A 22,293-nucleotide genomic window follows, 5' to 3' on the forward strand; every position below is an offset into this window, starting at 1 on the left:
GCGAAGGGACAATGTTCGATTTACTTCACCGCAGGCTCAACCGCGATATACATATCAATATCCCAGTAGCCGTCCTGGTTACCATCGTTAAGATAGACTTCAAAGCAGGGTTTCATCGCCATCTGGTGCGTTTTGCTTTGCATCAGGCTCTCGAAGAACTGATACCACGGCGTTGCAAAGTCATAATTCTCGACTCTGGCACGAGCAACCGCGTACTCTCCGCCGGCGATATCGGTCATCATCACGCCTTCGCTGTTGGCGGGGATTGAGTAGTCTTCCGCCACCGTGACGGCGGTCGCGCAGCGCAGCTTTTCCGCCGGGACCTCATCAGGATTGTCGTAGTAAACGGCCACCCACTCCTGCGCCGGAACCTGGCAGTTATCAACCCACATCATTAGCTGTTCAAACCCCTGTTTAACCGTCTGCTCCCAGGGCCCGACCAGATGAAACCCGGCAATTTTCCTCTTGCCCACGGACTTAACGTTATATTCCATGCTGCCTCCACCGTTGATAAAATACTGTATATATATACATAAATTAGCAGTACTATCAGCCATAGTATGTGCGGCAATTCACAAATCCGCGCGGCAAGAAGAGTAAAAAACCACCGCCATCCGGTTATAAACTGAACGGCAGCTCAACGCCGATGCTGGCCCCGACATCGTCGCTGGCGCTGTGGTTAGCGTCGGTGTACCACACGGAGGTATTCAGGCGTACCGTCGGCATGACATCGCCGCTCCAGCCCAGCTGTACGCCCTTCAGCGTATCGGCGCGCGGGAAGGCTTTATTGATTCGCTGGTTCTTCGGATTGACCTCAGCGTAGACCAGACGCGCACTCCAGCGCTGATTCTCTTCGGTTACCAGCTCCACCTTACCGGCATACAGACGCCCATCGCCGCCCATCGCGTCGCCCAGCGGATAGCCCTGCTGGTAGTAGCCGTCTTTATAGATGAAGTGGTTATAGATGTAGTTGGTGCGCCCCATGTTCGAACGGGTATCGTGGGCTTCCAGATACCAGTTAACCGCATTGCTGTTCCACTGGTGATGCCCTTCCACGCCGCCAAGATAGAGATGCGCCGAGGGTAAATATCCGGCTTCGTCCTCGCCGATCATCTGGCCGTAAATGCTCACCGGCCAGCCGAGTGTGGGCGCCAGCTTCAGCTTAAAATCAAAACCGGCCAGCTGGTTGCCGGGATCGTCGGCCGATTCGCCGGTGTTGTCATTGCCTGTCAGACCATCCCAGAAGCTGCTGAATGATGAAGGTCGCCCTTCGCCGCCCCACTGCATGATGCGCGAAGCCCCCAGTTCCAGCGAGGAGATTGGTGAAAAAGTCAGGCGACCACCGAAGATTTTGGTATGCGGTACGGCGGCATACTGGCTCATCTGGCTGGCGGAAAGCTGATACTGCCAGGGGCCAATCCAGCTCAGCCAGGAGGTTTCCGGCGCGCGCTGTTCGGCACGCTGCAGCAGAAAACCGGTCATCGGTCGCGCGGCATCGGAGCGAATCAGGCTGCCCTCGTAGCCCGGCCCCCACCACTGTGGAATTTGCCCGAACGCCAGCCACTGGTTCCACAGTTTTACCGCGCCGTATGCCCCGTTGGCGTTCACGTTCGAACCGTTACTGATACGCTTGTCGCCTTCAACATTGCCCTGTAGGTGCAGATCCCACCATTCGCCGCTGTTGTTCAGGGCGAGAGAAAGCGACTGGTTGGCGGGATAGGACTGGGCAAACCCCTGCGGCGTGCCCGGCTTGTCGGTTGCGCTGTAGCCGGTGACGCGGACATCGGCTTTCAGCGCGCTTAATCGCTGATTCACCCGGTTCAACACGACCCGCTCTGCTGAGGTTGTCGGATGGGCATTGGCCAGCGCGCGGTTAATCTCCTCTTCGCTCAGAGGCCAGGTCGACAGGCTTAACGCGAGGGTTCCACGGTCGGATAACCAGGCTAAATCATTGCGAAATTCGTTATCGGCCAGAACGAGGCCAGAGGCAAAACTGGAGGTGCTAAAAACGGCGATAAGTCCCAGAGAAAGCGCACTACGCGCAAAATATTTCATCTTCCCAGCTCCATTTATGGCGCAGAAACGCCAGGCTTTTTCCTGAAGGGTGACCGGGTAAGGTAATGGAGTGAAAGTAAACGAAGCGCCAACCGAAGCGGCATAATAATCAAACAGCTACGAAATGCCGCTCCGGGCGGAGCGGCGGGACAGTTACAGTTTTTGATGCAGGTAATCGCTAAAGCGCGACAGCATGCCGCCCTTGCCAACGCTTTCCAGCGTCACCAGCGGCCAGTGGGCCACCACTTTATCACCATCGTAAAGGGAGATTTCGCCCACCCGCTGGTGGGCGGCAATCGGCGCTTCCAGCACTTTGTTATCCAGCACGTATTTGGCCTTAATGCGCGCGACTTCCGGCTTCGGCAGCGCCAGCCAGAAGTCCTGATCGGTCCCCAGCTTAATCTGCTCTTTATCGCCATACCAGATTCGCTCAACCCCGACCTGCTTGCCGTCCTGCAGGACCTGGACGGTATCGAAGTTTTGCTGGCCCCAGTGCAGCAGCTTCGCCGCCTGCTGTTCACGCCCTTTCGGGCTGTCGGCGCCCATCACCACCGCAATCAGCCGGCGCTGGCCGTCCACCGCGGAGGCAATCAGGTTGAAGCCGGCGCCCGAGGTGTGGCCGGTCTTCAGACCATCGACGTTCATGGTCTTATCCCACAGCAGACCGTTGCGGTTCTGCTGGGTAATGCCATTCCAGGTCAGGCTCTTCTGGCTGTACATATGGTAGACGTCCGGTTCACCGTGAATAATCGCCCGCGAGAGCACGGCGAGATCGTAGGCCGAACTGTGCTGACCCGGCGCATCCAGACCGTGGACGGTTTCAAAATGGGTATCCTGCAAATGCAGTTTTTCCACGTAGCTGTTCATCAGCGCGACGAACTGGGGCTGGCCGCCGGCGACGTAGTCCGCCAGCGCCACGCAGGCATCGTTGCCGGAGTCAACGATCAGTCCGCGGCTTAAGTCGCGTACGCTGACCCGATCGCCGGGCTTAAGGAACATCAGCGAAGAACCCTTAAAGACCGGGTTACCCTGCGCCCAGGCGTCTTTACCGACGGTGACGATATCGTCAAAGGTGATGCGGTGGCTGTCGATGGCGCGATCGACCACGTAGCCGGTCATCAGTTTGGTCAGGCTGGCGGGATTGCGCTGCTGATGCTCGTTACCGGCGGTCAGGATCTGACCGGTGGTGTAATCCATCAGCACCCAGGAACCGGCCTGAATAGAAGGAGGCGTCACGTTGACGGGAAAATCATTGGCGGCAAATGCGCAGGAAACGCTCGCAGCGAGCAAAGATACAGCAATAAACAAACGGCCTTTCAACGGCATATCCTCTAAATTGACAGATTCGCCGTCCTTTTTACGGAACTTCTCGTTTCAAATCAGGGTTTAATTGCAAGAAAATATGACATCGCCGACGCAGGACAAAGGGGATACCCTTCTGATGGCCCGGCAAATCGTTTACCATGATGGCTGCTCGCCACCAGGGATAATGAACAGATTATGCAAGATCGCGCCAACCAGCCCGGATTTTTGTTCCACGATTACGAGACCTTCGGCACCAGTCCTTCGCTCGACCGACCGTCGCAGTTTGCCGCCATCCGTACCGATGAAGACCTGAATATCGTCGGTGAACCTGAAGTGTTCTACTGCAGGATCGCCGATGACTATCTGCCGCAGCCGCAGGCGGTCATGGTCACCGGGATAACGCCGCAGGAGGCGAACGCCAAGGGCGACAGCGAAGCCGCCTTTGCCCGTCGCGTTCACGATCTGTTCACGGTGCCAAAAACCTGCATCGTCGGCTACAACAACGTGCGCTTCGATGACGAAGTGACGCGCAATATCTTTTATCGCAATTTTTACGATCCTTACGCCTGGAGCTGGCAACACGACAACTCCCGTTGGGATCTGCTGGATGTGATGCGCGCTTGCTACGCGCTGCGCCCGGAAGGGATCAACTGGCCGGAAAACGAAGAGGGCTTACCGAGCTTCCGCCTCGAGCATCTGACTGTCGCCAACGGCATTGAGCACAGCAACGCCCACGACGCGATGGCCGACGTTTACGCCACCATCGCGATGGCAAAGCTGGTGAAAACCCAGCAGCCGCGCCTGTTTGACTATCTATATACCTATCGCAACAAACGCAAGCTGGCGACGCTGATCGACGTGCCGCAAATCAAACCGCTGGTGCATGTTTCCGGCATGTTTGGCGCGGCGCGCGGCAACACCAGCCTGGTGGCCCCGCTGGCGTGGCACCCTGACAACCGTAACGCGGTGATTATGGTCGACCTGGCCGGAGATATCGCTCCCCTGCTGGATCTGGATGCCGACACCCTGCGCGAGCGGCTGTATACGCCGAAAAGCGAGCTGGGCGACCTGCCCGCGGTGCCGATTAAGCTGGTTCACCTCAATAAATGCCCGGTGCTGGCGCAGCAAAACACTCTGCGTCCGCAGGATGCCGACCGGCTGGGCATCAATATCCAGCGCTGTCTGGATAACGCCCAGCTGCTGCGGGCCAATCCGCAGGTGCGCGAAAAAGTGGTGGCGATTTTTGCCGAAGCGGAGCCGTTTGTGCCTTCCGATAACGTCGATGCCCAGCTGTATAACGGCTTTTTCAGCGATGCCGACCGCGCGGCAATGAAAATCGTGCTTGAGACCGAGCCGCATAACCTGCCGGCGCTGGATATTACCTTCGCCGATAAGCGTATTGAGCGTCTGCTTTTCAACTATCGCGCGCGCAACTATCCCGGTACGCTCGATGAAGCCGAGCAGCAGCGCTGGTTAGAACACCGTCGTGAGGTGTTTACGCCAGAGTTTTTACAGGCCTACGCCGATGAGCTGCAGATGCTGTATCAGCAGCATGCGGATGATAAAGAGAAGCTGGCGCAGTTGAAGGCGCTGTGGCAGTACGCGCAGGATATTGTTTAATTGGAGGAAATTCCCGGGTTGCGGATAACACCCTACCCGGGCTACAAACGATGGCAGGACTCGTAGCCCGGGTAAGACAGCTCGCGTCGCACCCGGGAACGTTGCTTAGCCTTTGGCGCGGCTGGCGATAATCGCCTCAGCCACGTTGCGCGGGGCTTCCGCGTAGTGGTGGAACTCCATGCTGTAGGTCGCCCGCCCCTGGGACATTGAACGCAGCGTGGTGGAATAGCCAAACATCTCGGCCAGCGGCACGTCGGCGCGAATAATCTGGCTGCCGAAGCGCTCTTCCATCCCCTGCACCATTCCGCGACGGGAGGAGAGATCGCCCATAATATTCCCGGCATACTCTTCCGGGGTCTCCACTTCCACGTGCATCACCGGTTCAAGAATTACCGGGTCGGCCCTGCGCGCCCCTTCCTTGAAGCCAAATATCGCCGCCATCCGGAAAGCCATCTCCGAGGAGTCGACGTCATGATACGAACCAAACGTCAGTGTCGCCTTGATATCCACCACCGGATAGCCCGCCAGCACGCCAGCGCCCATCGCTTCGCGCAGCCCTTTTTCCACTGAAGGGATGTACTCGCGCGGCACCACGCCGCCTTTGGTCGCGTCTTCAAACACGAAACCGCTTCCCGGCTCCAGCGGTTCAAGGGTCAACACCACATGGCCGTACTGCCCTTTCCCGCCGGACTGGCGGACAAACTTGCCTTCCACCTCTTTGACCGTTTTGCGGATCGTCTCGCGATAGGTCACCTGCGGACGCCCGATATTCGCCTCAACGCCAAACTCGCGCTTCATGCGGTCGACGATAATCTCCAGATGCAGCTCGCCCATCCCGGAAATGATCGTCTGGCCGGACTCCTCGTCAGTATGCAGACGAAACGACGGATCTTCCGCCGCCAGCCGCTGCAGAGCGATACCCATTTTCTCCTGATCGGCTTTGGTTTTCGGTTCAATCGCCAGTGAAATCACCGGCTCCGGAAACTCCATCCGTTCGAGGGTAATCACCGCATCCGGGTCGCACAGCGTGTCGCCGGTAGTGACATCCTTCAGGCCGACGCAGGCGGCAATATCCCCGGCGTGCAGTTCGTCCACCTCATGGCGATCGTTGGCCTGCATCAGCACGATGCGTCCGATGCGTTCTTTCTTACCTTTCACCGGATTCCACACCGCATCGCCTTTTTTCAACGTCCCGGAATAGACGCGGATAAAGGTTAACTGTCCGACATAGGGGTCGGTCATCAGCTTGAAGGCCAGCGCCGAGAACGGTTCGTCGTCGCTCGGGTGACGTTCCGCGGACTGCCCTTTCTCATCTACGCCCTGAATAGCCGGGATATCCAGCGGCGACGGCATCAGCTCAACCACCGCATCAAGCATCCGCTGCACGCCTTTGTTTTTAAACGCGCTACCGCACAGCACCGCCTGGATTTCGCCCTTCACCGTGCGCTGGCGCAGTCCGGCAACGATTTCCGCCTCGCTCAACTCGCTGGTTTCGAGATACTTATCCATCAGTTCGTCGCTGGCTTCGGCCGCCGCCGAGACCATTTTCTCCCGCCACAGCCGGGCGGTTTCCATGAGATCGTCAGGCACCGGGGCATAGCTGAAGGTCATCCCCTGGGTGGCGTCGTCCCACAAAATAGCGCGCATTTTGATGAGATCCACCACCCCGGTAAAGTGCTCTTCGGCGCCAACCGGGATCACAATCGGTACCGGATTGGCCTTCAGGCGATCGGTCATCATCTGCACCACGCGGAAAAAATCCGCGCCGGGGCGGTCCATCTTGTTGACGAAGGCCAGCCGCGGAACGTGGTATTTATTCGCCTGCCGCCAGACGGTTTCCGACTGCGGCTGCACGCCGCCGACGGAGTCGTAAACCATCACCGCGCCGTCCAGTACGCGCATAGAACGTTCCACTTCGATGGTGAAATCCACGTGCCCGGGTGTATCAATGATGTTTATCCGGTGCGGCTCAAAGCTGCGGTCCATGCCGGGCCAGAAGCAGCTCACCGCCGCAGAGGTAATGGTGATCCCGCGTTCCTGCTCCTGCGCCATCCAGTCGGTAGTTGCCGCGCCATCGTGTACTTCCCCCAGCTTGTGGCTCATCCCGGTATAAAACAGGATGCGCTCGGTGGTGGTGGTTTTGCCGGCATCGATATGCGCGGAGATACCGATGTTGCGATAACGTTCGAGGGGGATGGGTCGGGGCATGATGCGTCCTTAGTCATTTTGACTGTCAGCAGGCGGCCGGAATTGGCCGCCGTTCATATAACGGCATCTATCATAGTACAACTGTACGAGTATATTCGAACTATTTTTGCTATCGTTACTATTGGTAAAGCTGCGACGACGCGCGTGGCTTTAGAAAAGCAGTTTGGGTATATTACCGGCCAGCCGCCGATACGGGCCGCTGCTCGTAAGGCAGCGCAACCGCCGACACAGGAATAGTATGATCGCCAATCACCCCGAACGTGAACAAATTCGCCTCGAAAATGTCCTTTTCGCCCTCGGTAACCCGCTACGGCTTGAGATTATCCGCATCCTTGCCGACGGCAGCGAGCAGAGCTGTAACGCCCTGCGTCATGAAGATGTGGCGAAGTCGACCATGACCCACCACTGGCGCGTCCTGCGCGACAGCGGTGTGATCTGGCAGCGGCCACAGGGGCGGGAGAACTTGATTTCGCTGCGCCGGGAAGATTTAGACGCGCGCTTTCCCGGCCTGCTGGAGACGCTGCTTAAGGTCATGCAGCTGGAGAACTAAAGGCCTGCTACTCCTCGCCGGCCAGCCGCCGATACTGGGCAAAGCGGGCCCGAGCGTCCTCCTCGGTTCGGCTAAAGAGCGCATCCGCCAGATGCGGCGTCGTTTTGTGCAGCGAGGCGTAGCGCACTTCGCCAAGCAAAAAGTCGCGGAAACTCTCCTCCGGCTCTTCGGAATCGAGAATAAACGGCGTCTTGCCTTCCGCTTCCCGCTGCGGATGATAGCGCCACAGGTGCCAATATCCCGCCTCAACCGCCCGTTTCGCCTCGCGCTGGCTGCAGCGCATACCGGCTTTCAGCCCGTGGTTAATGCAGGCGGCGTAGGCAATCACCAGCGACGGTCCCGGCCAGGCTTCGGCCTCGGCGATCGCCCGTAGGGTCTGATCTTTATCAGCGCCCATCGCGACCTGGGCCACGTACACATTGCCGTAGCTCATCGCCATCATGCCGAGATCTTTTTTCCGCGTGCGTTTACCCTGCGCGGCAAACTTCGCGATGGCCGCCACCGGGGTCGATTTAGACGACTGGCCGCCGGTATTGGAGTAAACCTCGGTGTCAAACACCAAAATATTGACGTCTTCCCCGCTCGCCAGCACGTGGTCGAGGCCGCCGAAGCCGATATCGTAGGCCCAGCCGTCGCCGCCGAAAATCCACTGCGAACGACGAACAAAATAGTCGCGGTTCTGCCACAGCTGCTCCAGCAGCGGCACCCCCTCTTTTTCCGCCGCCAGCCGTTCGCTGAGCTGGTCCGCGCGCTCGCGGGTGCCCTCGCCTTCATCCTGCTTCGCCAGCCACTGGCGCATTGCGTCGCTAAGTTCGTCGCTGACCGGTAGCGCCAGCGCGGCGGTCATATCATCGGCGATTTGTTGACGCACCGCCTGACCGCCGAGCATCATGCCGAGGCCAAACTCCGCGTTATCCTCAAATAGCGAGTTCGCCCATGCCGGGCCGTGGCCGCGGTGGTTGGTGGTATAGGGAATCGACGGCGCGCTGGCCCCCCAGATAGAAGAGCAGCCGGTGGCGTTAGCGATCAACATCCGGTCGCCAAACAGCTGGGTTATCAGGCGGGCATAAGGCGTTTCTCCGCACCCCGCGCAGGCGCCGGAAAACTCCAGCAACGGGGTTTCAAACTGGCTACCTTTGACCGTCGTCTTACGAAACGGATTGCTCTTCGGCGTCAGCGCCAGCGCATAGTCCCAGACCGGCGCCATCTGACGCTGGCTATCGAGAGACTGCATTTTTAACGCCTTGCCGCGCGCGGGACAGATGTCCACGCAGTTGCCGCAGCCGGAACAATCCAGCGGCGAGATAGCCAGATGGTAGTGATACTCCTTCGCTCCCTGCGCGGGTTTGCTCAGCAGCCCAACCGGCGCGGCGTCATGCTCTTCGCCGTTGAGCAGCGCCGGGCGGATCGCCGCATGTGGGCAGATAAAGGCGCACTGGTTACACTGCGTGCAGCCCTCCGGCTGCCAGACCGGCACTTCCAGCGCGATCCCGCGTTTTTCCCAGGCGGCGGTGCCCGAAGGAAACGTCCCGTCCTCCATACCGACAAACGCGCTCACCGGCAGCTGGTCGCCGCACTGGCGGTTCATCGGCTGCAGAATATCGCGGATGAAATCCGGCATCATAGCTGAAACCTGCGCCACGGGTTCATCCAGCGTCGCCCAGTGCGCCGGAATCGTCACCTGATGCAGCGAGGCCATGCCCAGCTCGATTGCCCGCTGGTTCATCTCAATCACCGCCGCCCCTTTGCTGCCGTAGCTTTTTTCAACCGCCTGCTTAAGGTAATCCGCCGCGGTCTGCGGGTCGATAATCGCGGCCAGCTTAAAGAACGCCGCCTGCATCAGCATATTAAAGCGCCCGCCCAGTCCGAGCTCGCGGGCGATATCCACGGCGTTCAGGGTATAAAAATGGATATTTTCCCGCGCCAGATAGCGTTTGAAGCTAACCGGCAGATGCTGCTCCAGCTCCGCATCGGACCAGCTGCAGTTGAGTAAAAAGGTCCCGCCCGGCTTTAATCCGTCCAGCAGATCGTAGCGCTCAACGTAGGACTGCTGCGAACAGGAGATAAAATCGGCCCGATGGATCAGGTAGGGCGAATTGATCGGCCGGTCGCCGAAGCGCAAATGTGAAACGGTAATGCCGCCGGATTTTTTCGAGTCATAGGAAAAGTAGGCCTGCGCGTAGAGCGGTGTTTTATCGCCGATAATTTTGATCGCGCTTTTATTGGCCCCCACGGTGCCGTCCGAGCCCATGCCCCAAAATTTACAGGCGGTGATGCCGGCATGCGAGACCGCCAGCGTCTGCTGGCGCGGGGGCAACGAAGTAAAGGTCACATCATCGACAATCCCGAGGGTAAACCCGTCCATCGGCAGCGGTTTATTGAGGTTATCAAAGACGGCCGCGATATCGTTAGGCAGAACATCCTTACCGCCAAGCGCATAGCGGCCGCCGACGATTAACGGCGCATCGTCGTGATGATAGAAGGCGTTTTTCACATCCAGGCACAGCGGTTCAGCCTGAGCGCCGGGCTCTTTGGTGCGGTCCAGGACGGCAATCCGCTGCACGGTTTTCGGCAGCTGGGCGAAGAAGTGGGCCAGCGAAAAAGGGCGAAACAGATGCACGCTGAGCAGCCCGACCTTCTCTCCCGCCGCGTTCAGCGTATCCACCACTTCCTGAACGGTATCGCAGACCGATCCCATCGCGATAATCACCCGTTCGGCGTCCGCCGCGCCGGTATAGTTAAACAGATGGTACTCCCGGCCGGTGAGCGCGCTGATTTGCGCCATATAGTTTTCGACAATGTCGGGCAGCGCCTGATAAAAACGGTTGCCCGCCTCCCGTTCCTGGAAGTAGATATCCGGGTTCTGCGCCGTTCCGCGGATGACAGGATGATCCGGATGCAGCGCGTTACGGCGGAAGCTGTCGAGCGCAGGCCGGTCCAGCAGCGTCGCCAGCTGCTCATATTCCAGCACCTCGATTTTTTGAATTTCGTGCGAAGTGCGAAAACCGTCGAAGAAGTTAACAAATGGGATGCGTCCCTTAATCGCCGCCAGATGCGCCACCGCCGACAAATCCATCACCTGCTGCACGTTGTTCTCCGCCAGCATCGCGCAGCCGGTCTGGCGAACCGCCATCACGTCCTGGTGATCGCCAAAAATATTCAGCGAGTTGGTCGCCAGCGCCCTGGCGCTGACGTGAAAAACGCCCGGCAGCAGTTCACCGGCGATTTTGTACATGTTGGGGATCATCAGCAGCAGCCCCTGGGAGGCCGTATAGGTGGTGGTGAGCGCCCCGGCCTGCAGCGCGCCGTGTACCGCGCCTGCCGCGCCGGCTTCCGACTGCATCTCCATTAAGCGCACCGGCTGGCCAAAGAGGTTCTTTTTCCCCTGCGCCGCCCACTCGTCGACGTTTTCCGCCATCGGCGTGGAGGGGGTAATGGGGTAAATCGCCGCGACCTCGGTAAAGGCATAAGAGATCCAGGCCGCCGCGGCGTTGCCATCCATTGTTTTCATTTTTCCGGACATTGTTCAATCCTCGAAGGTGAGAGGCATCTTCACCGCCTCAAATAAGCGGCAAACCCAGTTGTTGCCTCAAGCACAGCCTGTGCCAGCTCGCGGATGACAGAATAGTTGGCGCGAATTCAACGCGTTATGAAGAGCGTCGTCGCGCAGCGCGCAAAGAGATTGCGTGGAATAAGACACAAGGGGCGACAAGCTGTTGAACAGGCGACAAACCGCCACAATGGCCCCGGCAGACGGAATTGTTCTGTTTCCCACATTTGGTCGCCTTATTGTGCCGTTTTGTTTTACGCCCTGCGCGACAATAAATTAATAAATACATAAAAATCAAACAAATACATAAACAGGCACGGCTGGTATGTTCCCTGCACTTCTCTGCTGGCAAACACTCAACAACAGGAGAAGTCACCATGACCATGCGTCAATGCGCTATTTACGGTAAAGGCGGTATCGGTAAATCCACCACCACGCAGAACCTCGTCGCCGCGCTGGCGGAGATGGGTAAGAAAGTGATGATCGTCGGCTGCGATCCGAAGGCGGACTCCACCCGTCTGATCCTGCACGCCAAAGCACAGAACACCATTATGGAGATGGCCGCGGAAGTCGGCTCGGTCGAGGACCTCGAACTCGAAGACGTTCTGCAAATTGGCTACGGCGACGTGCGCTGCGCGGAATCCGGCGGCCCGGAGCCAGGCGTCGGCTGTGCGGGACGCGGCGTGATCACGGCGATCAACTTTCTTGAAGAAGAAGGCGCCTACGAGGACGATCTCGATTTCGTGTTCTATGACGTGCTCGGCGACGTGGTCTGCGGCGGCTTCGCCATGCCGATCCGCGAAAACAAAGCCCAGGAGATCTACATCGTCTGCTCCGGTGAAATGATGGCGATGTACGCCGCCAACAATATCTCCAAAGGGATCGTTAAATACGCCAAATCCGGCAAGGTGCGCCTCGGCGGCCTGATCTGTAACTCCCGTCAGACCGACCGTGAAGACGAACTGATTATTGCCCTGGCGGAAAAGCTCGGTACCCAGATGATCCACTTTGTGCCCCGCGACAACATCGTGCAGCGCGCGGAGATCCGCCGCATGACGGTTATCGAGTACGACCCCGCCTGCAAACAGGCCAACGAATACCGCACCCTGGCACAGAAGATCGTCAACAACACCATGAAAGTGGTGCCGACGCCCTGCACCATGGATGAGCTGGAGTCGCTGCTGATGGAGTTCGGCATCATGGAAGAGGAAGACACCAGCATCATTGGTAAAACCGCCGCCGAAGAAAACGCGGCCTGAGCACAGGACAATTATGATGACCAACGCAACGGGCGAACGTAATCTGGCGCTCATCCAGGAAGTCCTGGAAGTGTTCCCGGAAACCGCGCGAAAAGAGCGCAGAAAGCACATGATGGTCAGCGATCCGGAAATGGAGAGCGTCGGCAAGTGCATTATCTCTAACCGCAAGTCACAACCCGGCGTGATGACCGTACGCGGCTGCGCCTACGCCGGTTCCAAAGGGGTGGTATTTGGGCCGATCAAGGATATGGCCCACATTTCGCACGGACCGGTCGGCTGCGGCCAGTATTCCCGCGCCGGACGACGCAATTACTACACCGGGGTCAGCGGCGTCGATAGCTTCGGCACGCTGAACTTCACCTCTGATTTTCAGGAGCGCGACATCGTCTTCGGCGGCGATAAAAAACTCAGCAAGCTGATTGAAGAGATGGAGCTGCTGTTCCCGCTCACCAAAGGGATCACCATTCAATCGGAATGTCCTGTGGGGCTGATCGGCGATGATATTAGCGCGGTGGCCAACACCAGCAGCAAAGCGCTGGATAAACCGGTGATCCCGGTACGCTGCGAAGGCTTTCGCGGCGTGTCGCAGTCGCTGGGGCACCATATCGCCAACGACGTGGTGCGCGACTGGATCCTTAACAATCGCGAAGGGCAGCCGTTTGAAACCACCCCTTACGATGTGGCGATTATCGGCGACTACAACATCGGCGGCGACGCCTGGGCCTCACGCATTCTGCTGGAAGAGATGGGGCTACGGGTGGTCGCGCAGTGGTCCGGCGACGGCACGCTGGTGGAGATGGAGAACACCCCATTCGTCAAGCTGAACCTGGTTCACTGCTACCGTTCGATGAACTATATCGCCCGCCATATGGAGGAGAAACATCAGATTCCGTGGATGGAGTACAACTTCTTCGGGCCGACCAAAATCGCCGAATCGCTGCGCAAAATCGCCGACCAGTTCGACGATACCATTCGCGCGAACGCCGAAGCGGTGATCGCCAGATATGAGGGGCAGATGGCGGCGATTATCGCCAAATATCGCCCGCGCCTGGAGGGGCGTAAGGTGCTGCTCTATATGGGCGGCCTGCGACCACGCCACGTCATCGGCGCCTACGAGGATCTCGGCATGGAGATCATCGCCGCCGGGTACGAGTTTGCCCATAACGATGACTACGACCGCACCCTGCCGGATCTCAAAGAGGGCACACTGCTGTTCGATGACGCCAGCAGCTACGAGCTGGAAGCGTTCGTCAAGGCGCTGAAGCCCGACCTTATAGGCTCCGGCATCAAGGAAAAATATATCTTCCAGAAAATGGGCGTGCCGTTCCGCCAGATGCACTCGTGGGACTATTCCGGCCCGTACCACGGCTACGATGGTTTCGCCATTTTCGCCCGCGATATGGATATGACCCTGAACAACCCGGCGTGGAACGAACTGACCGCCCCGTGGCTGAAGTCTGCGTGATTGCCCACTCACTGTCCCGTCTGTTCACCGATTTGTGGCGCGGGAGGAGAACACCATGAGCCAAACGATTGATAAAATTAATAGCTGTTATCCGCTATTCGAACAGGATGAATACCAGGAGCTGTTTCGCAATAAGCGGCAGCTGGAAGAGGCGCACGATGCGCAGCGCGTGCAGGAGGTCTTTGACTGGACCACCACCGCCGAGTATGAAGCGCTGAACTTCCAGCGCGAGGCGCTGACCGTTGACCCGGCAAAAGCCTGCCAGCCGCTTGGCGCGGTGCTTTGCTCGCTGGGATTTGCCAACACCCTGCCGTATGTGCACGGCTCTCAGGGGTGCGTGGCCTACTTTCGCACCTATTTTAACCGCCATTTCAAAGAGCCGATCGCCTGCGTTTCCGACTCGATGACCGAAGACGCGGCGGTCTTCGGCGGCAACAACAATATGAACCTGGGCCTGCAGAACGCCAGCGCGCTGTACAAACCGGAGATCATTGCGGTGTCCACCACCTGCATGGCGGAAGTTATCGGCGATGACCTGCAGGCGTTTATCGCCAACGCCAAAAAAGATGGCTTCGTCGACAGCAGCATCGCCGTGCCCCATGCCCATACGCCAAGCTTTATCGGCAGCCACGTCACCGGTTGGGATAACATGTTTGAAGGCTTCGCCAAAACCTTCACCGCGGACTACCAGGGGCAGCCGGGCAAACTGCCGAAGCTCAATCTGGTGACCGGCTTTGAAACCTATCTCGGCAACTTCCGCGTATTAAAGCGGATGATGGAACAGATGGCGGTACCGTGCAGCCTGCTCTCCGATCCGTCGGAAGTTCTCGACACGCCCGCCGACGGCCACTACCGGATGTATTCCGGCGGCACCACGCAGCAGGAGATGAAAGAAGCCCCTGACGCCATCGATACGCTACTCCTGCAGCCGTGGCAGCTGCTGAAGAGCAAAAAAGTGGTGCAGGAGATGTGGAACCAGCCCGCCACCGAGGTCGCCATTCCGCTGGGACTGGCCGCCACCGATGAACTGCTGATGACCGTCAGCCAGCTTAGCGGAAAGCCAATTGCCGACGCCCTCACCATTGAGCGCGGCAGGCTGGTTGACATGATGCTCGACTCCCACACCTGGCTGCACGGCAAGAAGTTTGGCCTGTACGGCGATCCGGACTTCGTGATGGGCCTCACCCGCTTCCTGCTGGAGCTGGGCTGCGAGCCGACGGTGATCCTGAGCCATAACGCCAACAAACGCTGGCAAAAAGCGATGAAGAAAATGCTCGATGCCTCGCCGTACGGGCGAGATAGCGAAGTGTTTATCAACTGCGATTTGTGGCACTTCCGTTCGCTGATGTTCACCCGTCAGCCGGACTTTATGATCGGCAACTCCTACGGCAAGTTTATCCAGCGCGATACCCTGGCGAAGGGCAAAGCCTTTGAAGTGCCGCTTATCCGCCTCGGCTTTCCGCTGTTCGACCGCCACCATCTGCACCGCCAGACAACCTGGGGTTATGAAGGCGCGATGAACATTGTGACGACGCTGGTGAACGCCGTGCTGGAGAAACTGGATAGCGATACCAGCCAGCTGGGCAAAACCGATTACAGCTTCGATCTCGTCCGTTAACCATCAGGTGCCCCGCGTCATGCGGGGCCAGGAGGGAGTATGCCCATCGTGATTTTCCGTGAGCGCGGCGCGGACCTGTACGCCTATATCGCGAAACAGGATCTGGAAGCGCGAGTGATCCAGATTGAGCATAACGACGCTGAACGCTGGGGCGGCGCGATTTCGCTGGAGGGGGGACGCCGCTACTACGTGCATCCGCAGCCGGGGCGTCCCGTCTTCCCGATAAGCCTGCGCGCGACGCGCAATACCTTGATATAAGGAGCTGGTGATGTCCGACAACGATACCCTATTCTGGCGTATGCTGGCGCTGTTTCAGTCCCTGCCGGACCTACAGCCGGCGCAAATCGTCGACTGGCTGGCGCAGGAGAGCGGCGAGACGCTGACGCCAGCGCGTCTGGCGACCCTGACCCAGCCGCAGCTGGCCGCCAGCTTTCCCTCCGCGACGGCGGTGATGTCCCCCGCTCGCTGGTCGCGGGTGATGGCGAGCCTGCAGGGCGCGCTGCCCGCCCATTTACGCATCGTTCGCCCTGCCCAGCGCACGCCGCAGCTGCTGGCGGCATTTTGCTCTCAGGATGGGCTGGTGATTAACGGCCATTTCGGCCAGGGACGACTGTTTTTTATCTACGCGTTCGATGAGCAAGGCGGCTGGCTGTACGATCTGCGCCGCTACCCCTCCGCGCCCCACCAGCAGGAGGCCAACGAAGTGCGCGCCCGACTTATTGAGGACTGTCAGCTGCTGTTTTGCCAGGAGATCGGCGGGCCCGCCGCCGCGCGGCTGATCCGCCATCGCATCCACCCGATGAAAGCGCAGCCCGGGACGACGATTCAGGCGCAGTGCGAGGCGATCAATACGCTGCTGGCCGGCCGTTTGCCGCCGTGGCTGGCGAAGCGGCTTAACAGGGATAATCCTCTGGAAGAACGCGTTTTTTAATCCCTGTTTTGTGCTTGTTGCCCGCTGACCCCGCGGGCTTTTTTTCGCGTATGGACGCATTCCCCACGTTACGGTCAGGGGAAGATTATTCGCCAAAACAAGACACGCCCCGCCATCCCCTTGTCTGATTGTTGGCTTTGTCGCAAAGCCAACAACCCTTTTTCTTTAAATATCAAGGCACCGCTTATGGAGCGCGAATTGCATCTTCCCCCTCATCCCCCACCGTCAACGAGGTCACTATGAAGGGAAATGAAATTCTGGCGCTGCTGGATGAACCGGCTTGTGAACACAACCATAAACAAAAATCCGGCTGCAGCGCGCCCAAACCCGGCGCCACCGCCGGCGGCTGCGCGTTCGACGGCGCGCAGATAACCCTGCTGCCCATCGCCGACGTGGCGCATCTGGTCCACGGTCCTATCGGCTGCGCCGGAAGCTCATGGGATAACCGCGGCAGCGCCAGCTCCGGCCCCACCCTTAATCGGCTCGGGTTCACCACCGATCTCAACGAACAGGACGTGATTATGGGCCGCGGCGAACGCCGCCTGTTTCACGCCGTGCGCCATATCGTCACCCGCTATCACCCGGCGGCGGTCTTTATCTATAACACCTGCGTACCGGCCATGGAGGGCGATGACCTCGAAGCGGTATGCGAGGCCGCGCAGACCGCCACCGGCGTACCGGTTATCGCCATTGACGCCGCCGGTTTCTACGGCAGTAAAAATCTCGGTAACCGGCTGGCGGGCGACGTCATGGTCAAACGGGTTATCGGCCAGCGCGAGCCCGCGCCCTGGCCGGAGAGCACGCCCTTTGCCCCGGAGCAGCGTCACGATATTGGCCTGATTGGCGAATTCAATATTGCCGGTGAGTTCTGGCATATTCAGCCGCTGCTCGACGAACTGGGGATCCGCGTGCTCGGCAGCCTCTCCGGCGATGGCCGCTTCGCCGAGATCCAGACCATGCACCGGGCGCAGGCCAATATGCTGGTCTGCTCGCGGGCGTTAATCAACGTCGCCCGAGCCCTGGAGCAGCGCTACGGCACGCCGTGGTTCGAAGGCAGCTTTTACGGGATCCGCGCCACCTCTGACGCCCTGCGCCAGCTGGCGGCGCTGCTGGGCGACGACGACCTTCGTCAGCGCACCGAAGCGCTGATTGCGCGGGAGGAACAGGCGGCGGAACTGGCGCTACAGCCGTGGCGCGAACAGCTGCGCGGCCGCAAAGCGCTGCTCTATACCGGCGGGGTGAAATCCTGGTCGGTGGTATCGGCGCTTCAGGATTTGGGCATGACCGTGGTGGCAACCGGCACGCGTAAATCCACCGAAGAGGATAAACAGCGGATCCGCGAGCTGATGGGCGAAGAGGCGGTAATGCTGGAAGAGGGCAACGCCCGCACGCTGCTGGATGTGGTCTATCGCTATCAGGCCGACCTGATGATTGCTGGCGGACGCAATATGTACACCGCCTATAAAGCCAGGCTGCCGTTTCTCGATATCAATCAGGAGCGCGAACACGCCTTCGCTGGCTATCAGGGGATCGTCACCCTCGCCCGCCAGCTGTGTCAGACCATCAATAGCCCCATCTGGCCGCAAACCCATTCTCGCGCCCCGTGGCGCTAAGGAGCTCATCATGGCAGACATTTTCCGCACCGATAAACCGCTGGCGGTCAGCCCTATCAAAACCGGCCAGCCGCTCGGCGCGATCCTCGCGAGCCTCGGGATCGAACACAGCATCCCGCTGGTCCACGGCGCGCAGGGGTGCAGCGCCTTCGCCAAAGTCTTTTTTATTCAACATTTCCACGACCCGGTTCCCCTGCAGTCGACGGCGATGGACCCCACGTCGACGATTATGGGCGCGGACGGCAATATTTTTACCGCCCTGGATACCCTCTGCCAGCGCAACAATCCGCAGGCTATCGTACTGCTCAGCACCGGGCTGTCAGAGGCCCAGGGCAGCGATATTTCCCGCGTGGTTCGCCAGTTTCGCGAAGAGTATCCCCGGCATAAGGGCGTGGCGATATTGACGGTTAACACGCCGGATTTTTATGGCTCCATGGAGAACGGCTTCAGCGCGGTGCTAGAGAGCGTCATTGAGCAGTGGGTGCCGCCGGCGCCGCGACCGGCTCAGCGCAATCGCCGGGTCAATCTGCTGGTCAGCCACCTCTGTTCGCCGGGCGATATCGAGTGGCTGCGCCGATGCGTCGAAGCGTTCAACCTGCAGCCGGTAATCCTGCCGGACCTGGCGCAGTCGATGGACGGCCACCTGGCGCAGGGCGATTTCTCACCGTTAACCCAGGGCGGGACGCCGCTGCGCCAGATAGAGCAGATGGGGCAAAGCCTGTGTAGCTTCGCCATTGGCGTCTCCCTTCATCGCGCCTCATCGCTGCTGGCCCCGCGCTGCCGCGGCGAGGTTATCGCCCTGCCGCACCTGATGACCCTCGAACGCTGCGACTCCTTTATTCATCAACTGGCGAAAATTTCCGGACGCGCCGTTCCCGAGTGGCTGGAACGCCAGCGCGGCCAGCTACAGGATGCGATGATCGACTGCCATATGTGGCTCCAGGGCCAGCGCATGGCGATAGCGGCGGAAGGCGATCTGCTGGCGGCGTGGTGTGACTTCGCCAACAGCCAGGGGATGCAGCCCGGCCCGCTGGTGGCCCCTACCGGTCATCCCAGCCTGCGCCAGCTGCCGGTAGAACGGGTGGTACCGGGGGATCTGGAGGATCTGCAAACCCTGCTGTGCGCGCATCCCGCCGACCTGCTGGTGGCGAACTCGCACGCCCGCGACCTGGCGGAGCAGTTTGCGCTGCCGCTGGTGCGCGCGGGTTTTCCGCTCTTTGACAAACTCGGCGAATTCCGCCGGGTGCGCCAGGGATATAGCGGAATGCGCGATACGCTGTTTGAGCTGGCAAACCTGATGCGCGAGCGTCACCACCACCTCGCCCACTACCGATCGCCGCTTCGCCAGAACCCCGAATCGTCACTCTCCACAGGAGGCGCTTATGCCGCCGATTAACCGTCAGTTTGATATGGTCCACTCCGATGAGTGGTCTATGAAGGTCGCCTTCGCCAGCTCTGACTATCGTCACGTCGATCAGCACTTCGGCGCCACCCCGCGGCTGGTGGTGTACGGCGTCAAGGCGGACCGGGTCACTCTAATCCGGGTGGTTGATTTCTCGGTCGAGAACGGCCACCAGACGGAGAAGATCGCCAGGCGGATCCACGCTCTGGAGGATTGCGTCACGCTGTTCTGCGTGGCGATTGGCGACGCGGTTTTTCGCCAGCTGTTGCAGGTGGGCGTGCGCGCCGAACGCGTTCCCGCCGACACCACCATCGTCGGCTTACTGCAGGAGATCCAGCTCTACTGGTACGACAAAGGGCAGCGCAAAAATACGCGCCAGCGCGACCCGGAGCGCTTTACCCGTCTGCTGCAGGAACAGGAGTGGCATGGGGATCCGGACCCGCGCCGCTAGCCGTGTCGTTTCTGTGACAAAGCCCACAAAACATCGCGACACTGTCGGACCAACCTTGTCAGGAAAAATACACAACAATTTGAAAAATATTAATTTTATTCTCTGGTATCGCAATTGCTAGTTCGTTATCGCCACCGCGCTTTCGCGGTGAACCGCGCCCCGGCGTTTTCCGTCCTCATCCCTGGAGCTGACAGCATGTGGAATTACTCCGAGAAAGTGAAAGACCATTTTTTTAACCCCCGCAACGCGCGCGTGGTGGACAACGCCAACGCGGTAGGCGACGTCGGTTCGTTAAGCTGCGGCGACGCGCTGCGCCTGATGCTGCGCGTCGACCCGCAAAGCGAAATCATTGAGGAGGCGGGCTTCCAGACCTTCGGCTGCGGCAGCGCCATCGCCTCCTCCTCCGCGCTGACGGAGCTGATTATCGGCCATACCCTCGCCGAAGCCGGGCAGATAACCAATCAGCAGATTGCCGATTATCTCGACGGACTGCCGCCGGAGAAAATGCACTGCTCGGTGATGGGCCAGGAGGCCCTGCGCGCGGCCATCGCCAACTTCCGCGGCGAAAGCCTTGAGGAGGAGCACGACGAAGGCAAGCTGATCTGCAAATGCTTCGGCGTCGATGAAGGGCATATTCGCCGCGCAGTACAGAACAACGGGCTGACCACCCTTGCCGAGGTGATCAACTACACCAAAGCGGGCGGCGGCTGCACCTCTTGCCACGAAAAAATTGAGCTGGCTCTGGCGGAGATCCTCGCCCAGCAGCCGCAGACGACGCCAGCCGTGGCCAGCGGCAAAGATCCGCACTGGCAGAGCGTCGTCGATACCATCGCCGAACTGCGCCCGCATATTCAGGCCGACGGCGGCGACATGGCGCTACTCAGCGTCGCCAACCACCAGGTGACCGTCAGCCTCTCCGGCAGCTGTAGCGGCTGCATGATGACCGATATGACCCTGGCCTGGCTGCAGCAAAAACTGATGGAACGTACCGGCTGTTATATGGAAGTGGTGGCGGCCTGAGCCGCGGTTAACTGACCCAAGGGGGACAAGATGAAACAGGTTTATCTCGATAACAACGCCACCACCCGTCTGGACCCGATGGTCCTGGAAGCGATGATGCCCTTTTTGACCGATTTTTACGGCAACCCCTCGTCGATACACGATTTTGGCATTCCGGCCCAGGCGGCTCTGGAACGCGCGCATCAGCAGGCTGCGGCGCTGCTGGGCGCGGAGTATCCCAGCGAGATCATCTTTACCTCCTGCGCCACCGAAGCCACCGCCACCGCCATCGCCTCGGCGATCGCCCTGCTGCCTGAGCGTCGCGAAATCATCACCAGCGCGGTCGAACATCCGGCGACGCTGGCGGCCTGCGAGCACCTGGAGCGCCAGGGCTACCGGATTCATCGCATCGCGGTGGATAGCGAGGGGGCGCTGGACATGGCGCAGTTCCGCGCGGCGCTCAGCCCGCGCGTGGCGCTCGTCAGCGTGATGTGGGCGAATAACGAAACCGGGGTGCTTTTCCCGATCGGCGAAATGGCGGAGCTGGCCCATGAACAAGGGGCGCTGTTTCACTGCGATGCGGTGCAGGTGGTCGGGAAAATACCGATCGCCGTGGGCCAGACCCGCATCGATATGCTCTCCTGCTCGGCGCATAAGTTCCACGGACCAAAAGGCGTAGGCTGTCTTTATCTGCGGCGGGGAACGCGCTTTCGCCCGCTGCTGCGCGGCGGTCACCAGGAGTACGGCCGGCGAGCCGGAACGGAAAATATCTGCGGAATCGTCGGCATGGGCGCGGCCTGCGAGCTGGCGAATATCCATCTGCCGGGAATGACGCATATCGGCCAATTGCGCGACAGGCTGGAGCATCGCCTGCTGACCAGCGTACCGTCGGTCATGGTGATGGGCGGCGGCCAGCCGCGGGTGCCCGGCACGGTGAATCTGGCCTTTGAGTTTATTGAAGGTGAAGCCATTCTGCTGCTGTTAAACCAGGCCGGGATCGCCGCCTCCAGCGGCAGCGCCTGCACCTCAGGCTCGCTGGAACCCTCCCACGTGATGCGGGCGATGAATATTCCCTATACCGCCGCCCACGGCACCATCCGCTTTTCTCTCTCGCGCTACACCCGGGAGAAAGAGATCGATTACGTCGTCGCCACGCTGCCGCCGATTATCGACCGGCTGCGCGCGCTGTCGCCCTACTGGCAGAACGGTAAGCCGCGCCCGGCGGACGCCGTATTCGCGCCGGTTTACGGCTAAGGCGGAGGTGGCT

The 22,293-nt window shown here is 59.7% G+C and carries 17 protein-coding genes; 12 read left to right on the forward strand and 5 right to left on the reverse strand.

The genetic code is table 11. The features are described from left to right. Positions 1-20: 20 nt before the first annotated feature. From sbmC to dacD, 3 genes are all read right to left on the reverse strand, one after another. On the reverse strand, positions 21-494 hold the full coding sequence (sbmC, locus tag IYV58_RS17775; protein ID WP_004122359.1) for a DNA gyrase inhibitor SbmC: 474 nt from the start codon (positions 492-494) through the stop codon (positions 21-23). Between the two features lie 124 nt (positions 495-618). Beyond that, on the reverse strand, positions 619-2,055 hold the full coding sequence (locus IYV58_RS17780) for a capsule assembly Wzi family protein (protein ID WP_142468557.1): 1,437 nt from the start codon (positions 2,053-2,055) through the stop codon (positions 619-621). A gap of 153 nt (positions 2,056-2,208) precedes the next feature. Further along, the gene (gene dacD / locus IYV58_RS17785; protein ID WP_004122363.1) at positions 2,209-3,375 is read right to left on the reverse strand and encodes a serine-type D-Ala-D-Ala carboxypeptidase DacD; all 1,167 of its coding nucleotides are present in this window, start codon (positions 3,373-3,375) and stop codon (positions 2,209-2,211) included. Positions 3,376-3,555: 180 nt separating this feature from the next. Between dacD and sbcB the strand changes: the two genes are divergently transcribed. Continuing rightward, positions 3,556-4,980, forward strand: coding sequence for an exodeoxyribonuclease I (gene sbcB / locus IYV58_RS17790; protein WP_123829126.1), 1,425 nt, complete (start codon positions 3,556-3,558; stop codon positions 4,978-4,980). Between the two features lie 105 nt (positions 4,981-5,085). Here the strand turns inward: sbcB and fusA are convergent, their stop codons facing one another. Next, a complete protein-coding gene (fusA, locus tag IYV58_RS17795) occupies positions 5,086-7,188 on the reverse strand; it encodes an elongation factor G (protein WP_049112948.1) in 2,103 nt (700 codons plus the stop codon). A 238-nt stretch (positions 7,189-7,426) separates the two neighbouring features. Here fusA and IYV58_RS17800 point away from each other — a divergent pair, with 238 nt between their 5' ends. Beyond that, on the forward strand, positions 7,427-7,738 hold the full coding sequence (locus IYV58_RS17800; RefSeq protein WP_004122375.1) for an ArsR/SmtB family transcription factor: 312 nt from the start codon (positions 7,427-7,429) through the stop codon (positions 7,736-7,738). A gap of 7 nt (positions 7,739-7,745) precedes the next feature. Here the strand turns inward: IYV58_RS17800 and nifJ are convergent, their stop codons facing one another. Beyond that, complete coding sequence (gene nifJ, locus IYV58_RS17805; RefSeq protein ID WP_142445019.1) at positions 7,746-11,261, reverse strand: pyruvate:ferredoxin (flavodoxin) oxidoreductase; 3,516 nt, start codon at positions 11,259-11,261, stop codon at positions 7,746-7,748. Between the two features lie 404 nt (positions 11,262-11,665). On the opposite strand from nifJ, the gene nifH reads away from it, so the two are divergent. The 10 genes from nifH to nifS all read left to right on the forward strand — a co-directional run bounded on the left by nifH (position 11,666) and on the right by nifS (position 22,280). Next, the gene (gene nifH, locus IYV58_RS17810) at positions 11,666-12,547 is read left to right on the forward strand and encodes a nitrogenase iron protein (protein ID WP_004122384.1); all 882 of its coding nucleotides are present in this window, start codon (positions 11,666-11,668) and stop codon (positions 12,545-12,547) included. 16 nt (positions 12,548-12,563) lie between these two features. Beyond that, on the forward strand, positions 12,564-14,012 hold the full coding sequence (gene nifD, locus IYV58_RS17815) for a nitrogenase molybdenum-iron protein alpha chain (RefSeq protein WP_032741895.1): 1,449 nt from the start codon (positions 12,564-12,566) through the stop codon (positions 14,010-14,012). Between the two features lie 55 nt (positions 14,013-14,067). Continuing rightward, positions 14,068-15,630, forward strand: a complete 1,563-nt coding sequence (gene nifK, locus IYV58_RS17820; RefSeq protein WP_004122390.1) for a nitrogenase molybdenum-iron protein subunit beta — start codon at positions 14,068-14,070, stop codon at positions 15,628-15,630. 39 nt (positions 15,631-15,669) lie between these two features. After that, complete coding sequence (gene nifT / locus IYV58_RS17825; RefSeq protein WP_004122392.1) at positions 15,670-15,888, forward strand: putative nitrogen fixation protein NifT; 219 nt, start codon at positions 15,670-15,672, stop codon at positions 15,886-15,888. A 10-nt stretch (positions 15,889-15,898) separates the two neighbouring features. Continuing rightward, positions 15,899-16,561, forward strand: a complete 663-nt coding sequence (locus tag IYV58_RS17830) for a NifB/NifX family molybdenum-iron cluster-binding protein (protein WP_112167183.1) — start codon at positions 15,899-15,901, stop codon at positions 16,559-16,561. Between the two features lie 239 nt (positions 16,562-16,800). Further along, on the forward strand, positions 16,801-18,174 hold the full coding sequence (nifE, locus tag IYV58_RS17835) for a nitrogenase iron-molybdenum cofactor biosynthesis protein NifE (protein ID WP_154902175.1): 1,374 nt from the start codon (positions 16,801-16,803) through the stop codon (positions 18,172-18,174). 10 nt (positions 18,175-18,184) lie between these two features. Further along, positions 18,185-19,570, forward strand: a complete 1,386-nt coding sequence (gene nifN / locus IYV58_RS17840; RefSeq protein ID WP_195729175.1) for a nitrogenase iron-molybdenum cofactor biosynthesis protein NifN — start codon at positions 18,185-18,187, stop codon at positions 19,568-19,570. Beyond that, positions 19,557-20,027: a NifB/NifX family molybdenum-iron cluster-binding protein gene (locus IYV58_RS17845; RefSeq protein ID WP_004122400.1), complete on the forward strand. Its 471-nt coding sequence runs from the start codon at positions 19,557-19,559 to the stop codon at positions 20,025-20,027. The genes nifN and IYV58_RS17845 overlap by 14 nt, the downstream gene beginning before the upstream one ends. Before the next feature lie 195 nt (positions 20,028-20,222). Further along, positions 20,223-21,047, forward strand: a complete 825-nt coding sequence (nifU, locus tag IYV58_RS17850; RefSeq protein WP_004122401.1) for a Fe-S cluster assembly protein NifU — start codon at positions 20,223-20,225, stop codon at positions 21,045-21,047. Positions 21,048-21,077: 30 nt separating this feature from the next. Next, positions 21,078-22,280, forward strand: a complete 1,203-nt coding sequence (gene nifS, locus IYV58_RS17855; RefSeq protein WP_004122403.1) for a cysteine desulfurase NifS — start codon at positions 21,078-21,080, stop codon at positions 22,278-22,280. Positions 22,281-22,293: the final 13 nt, after the last annotated feature.

This window comes from Klebsiella sp. BDA134-6 (genome assembly GCF_015601345.1).
GTDB classification, from domain to species: Bacteria; Pseudomonadota; Gammaproteobacteria; order Enterobacterales; family Enterobacteriaceae; genus Klebsiella; species Klebsiella grimontii.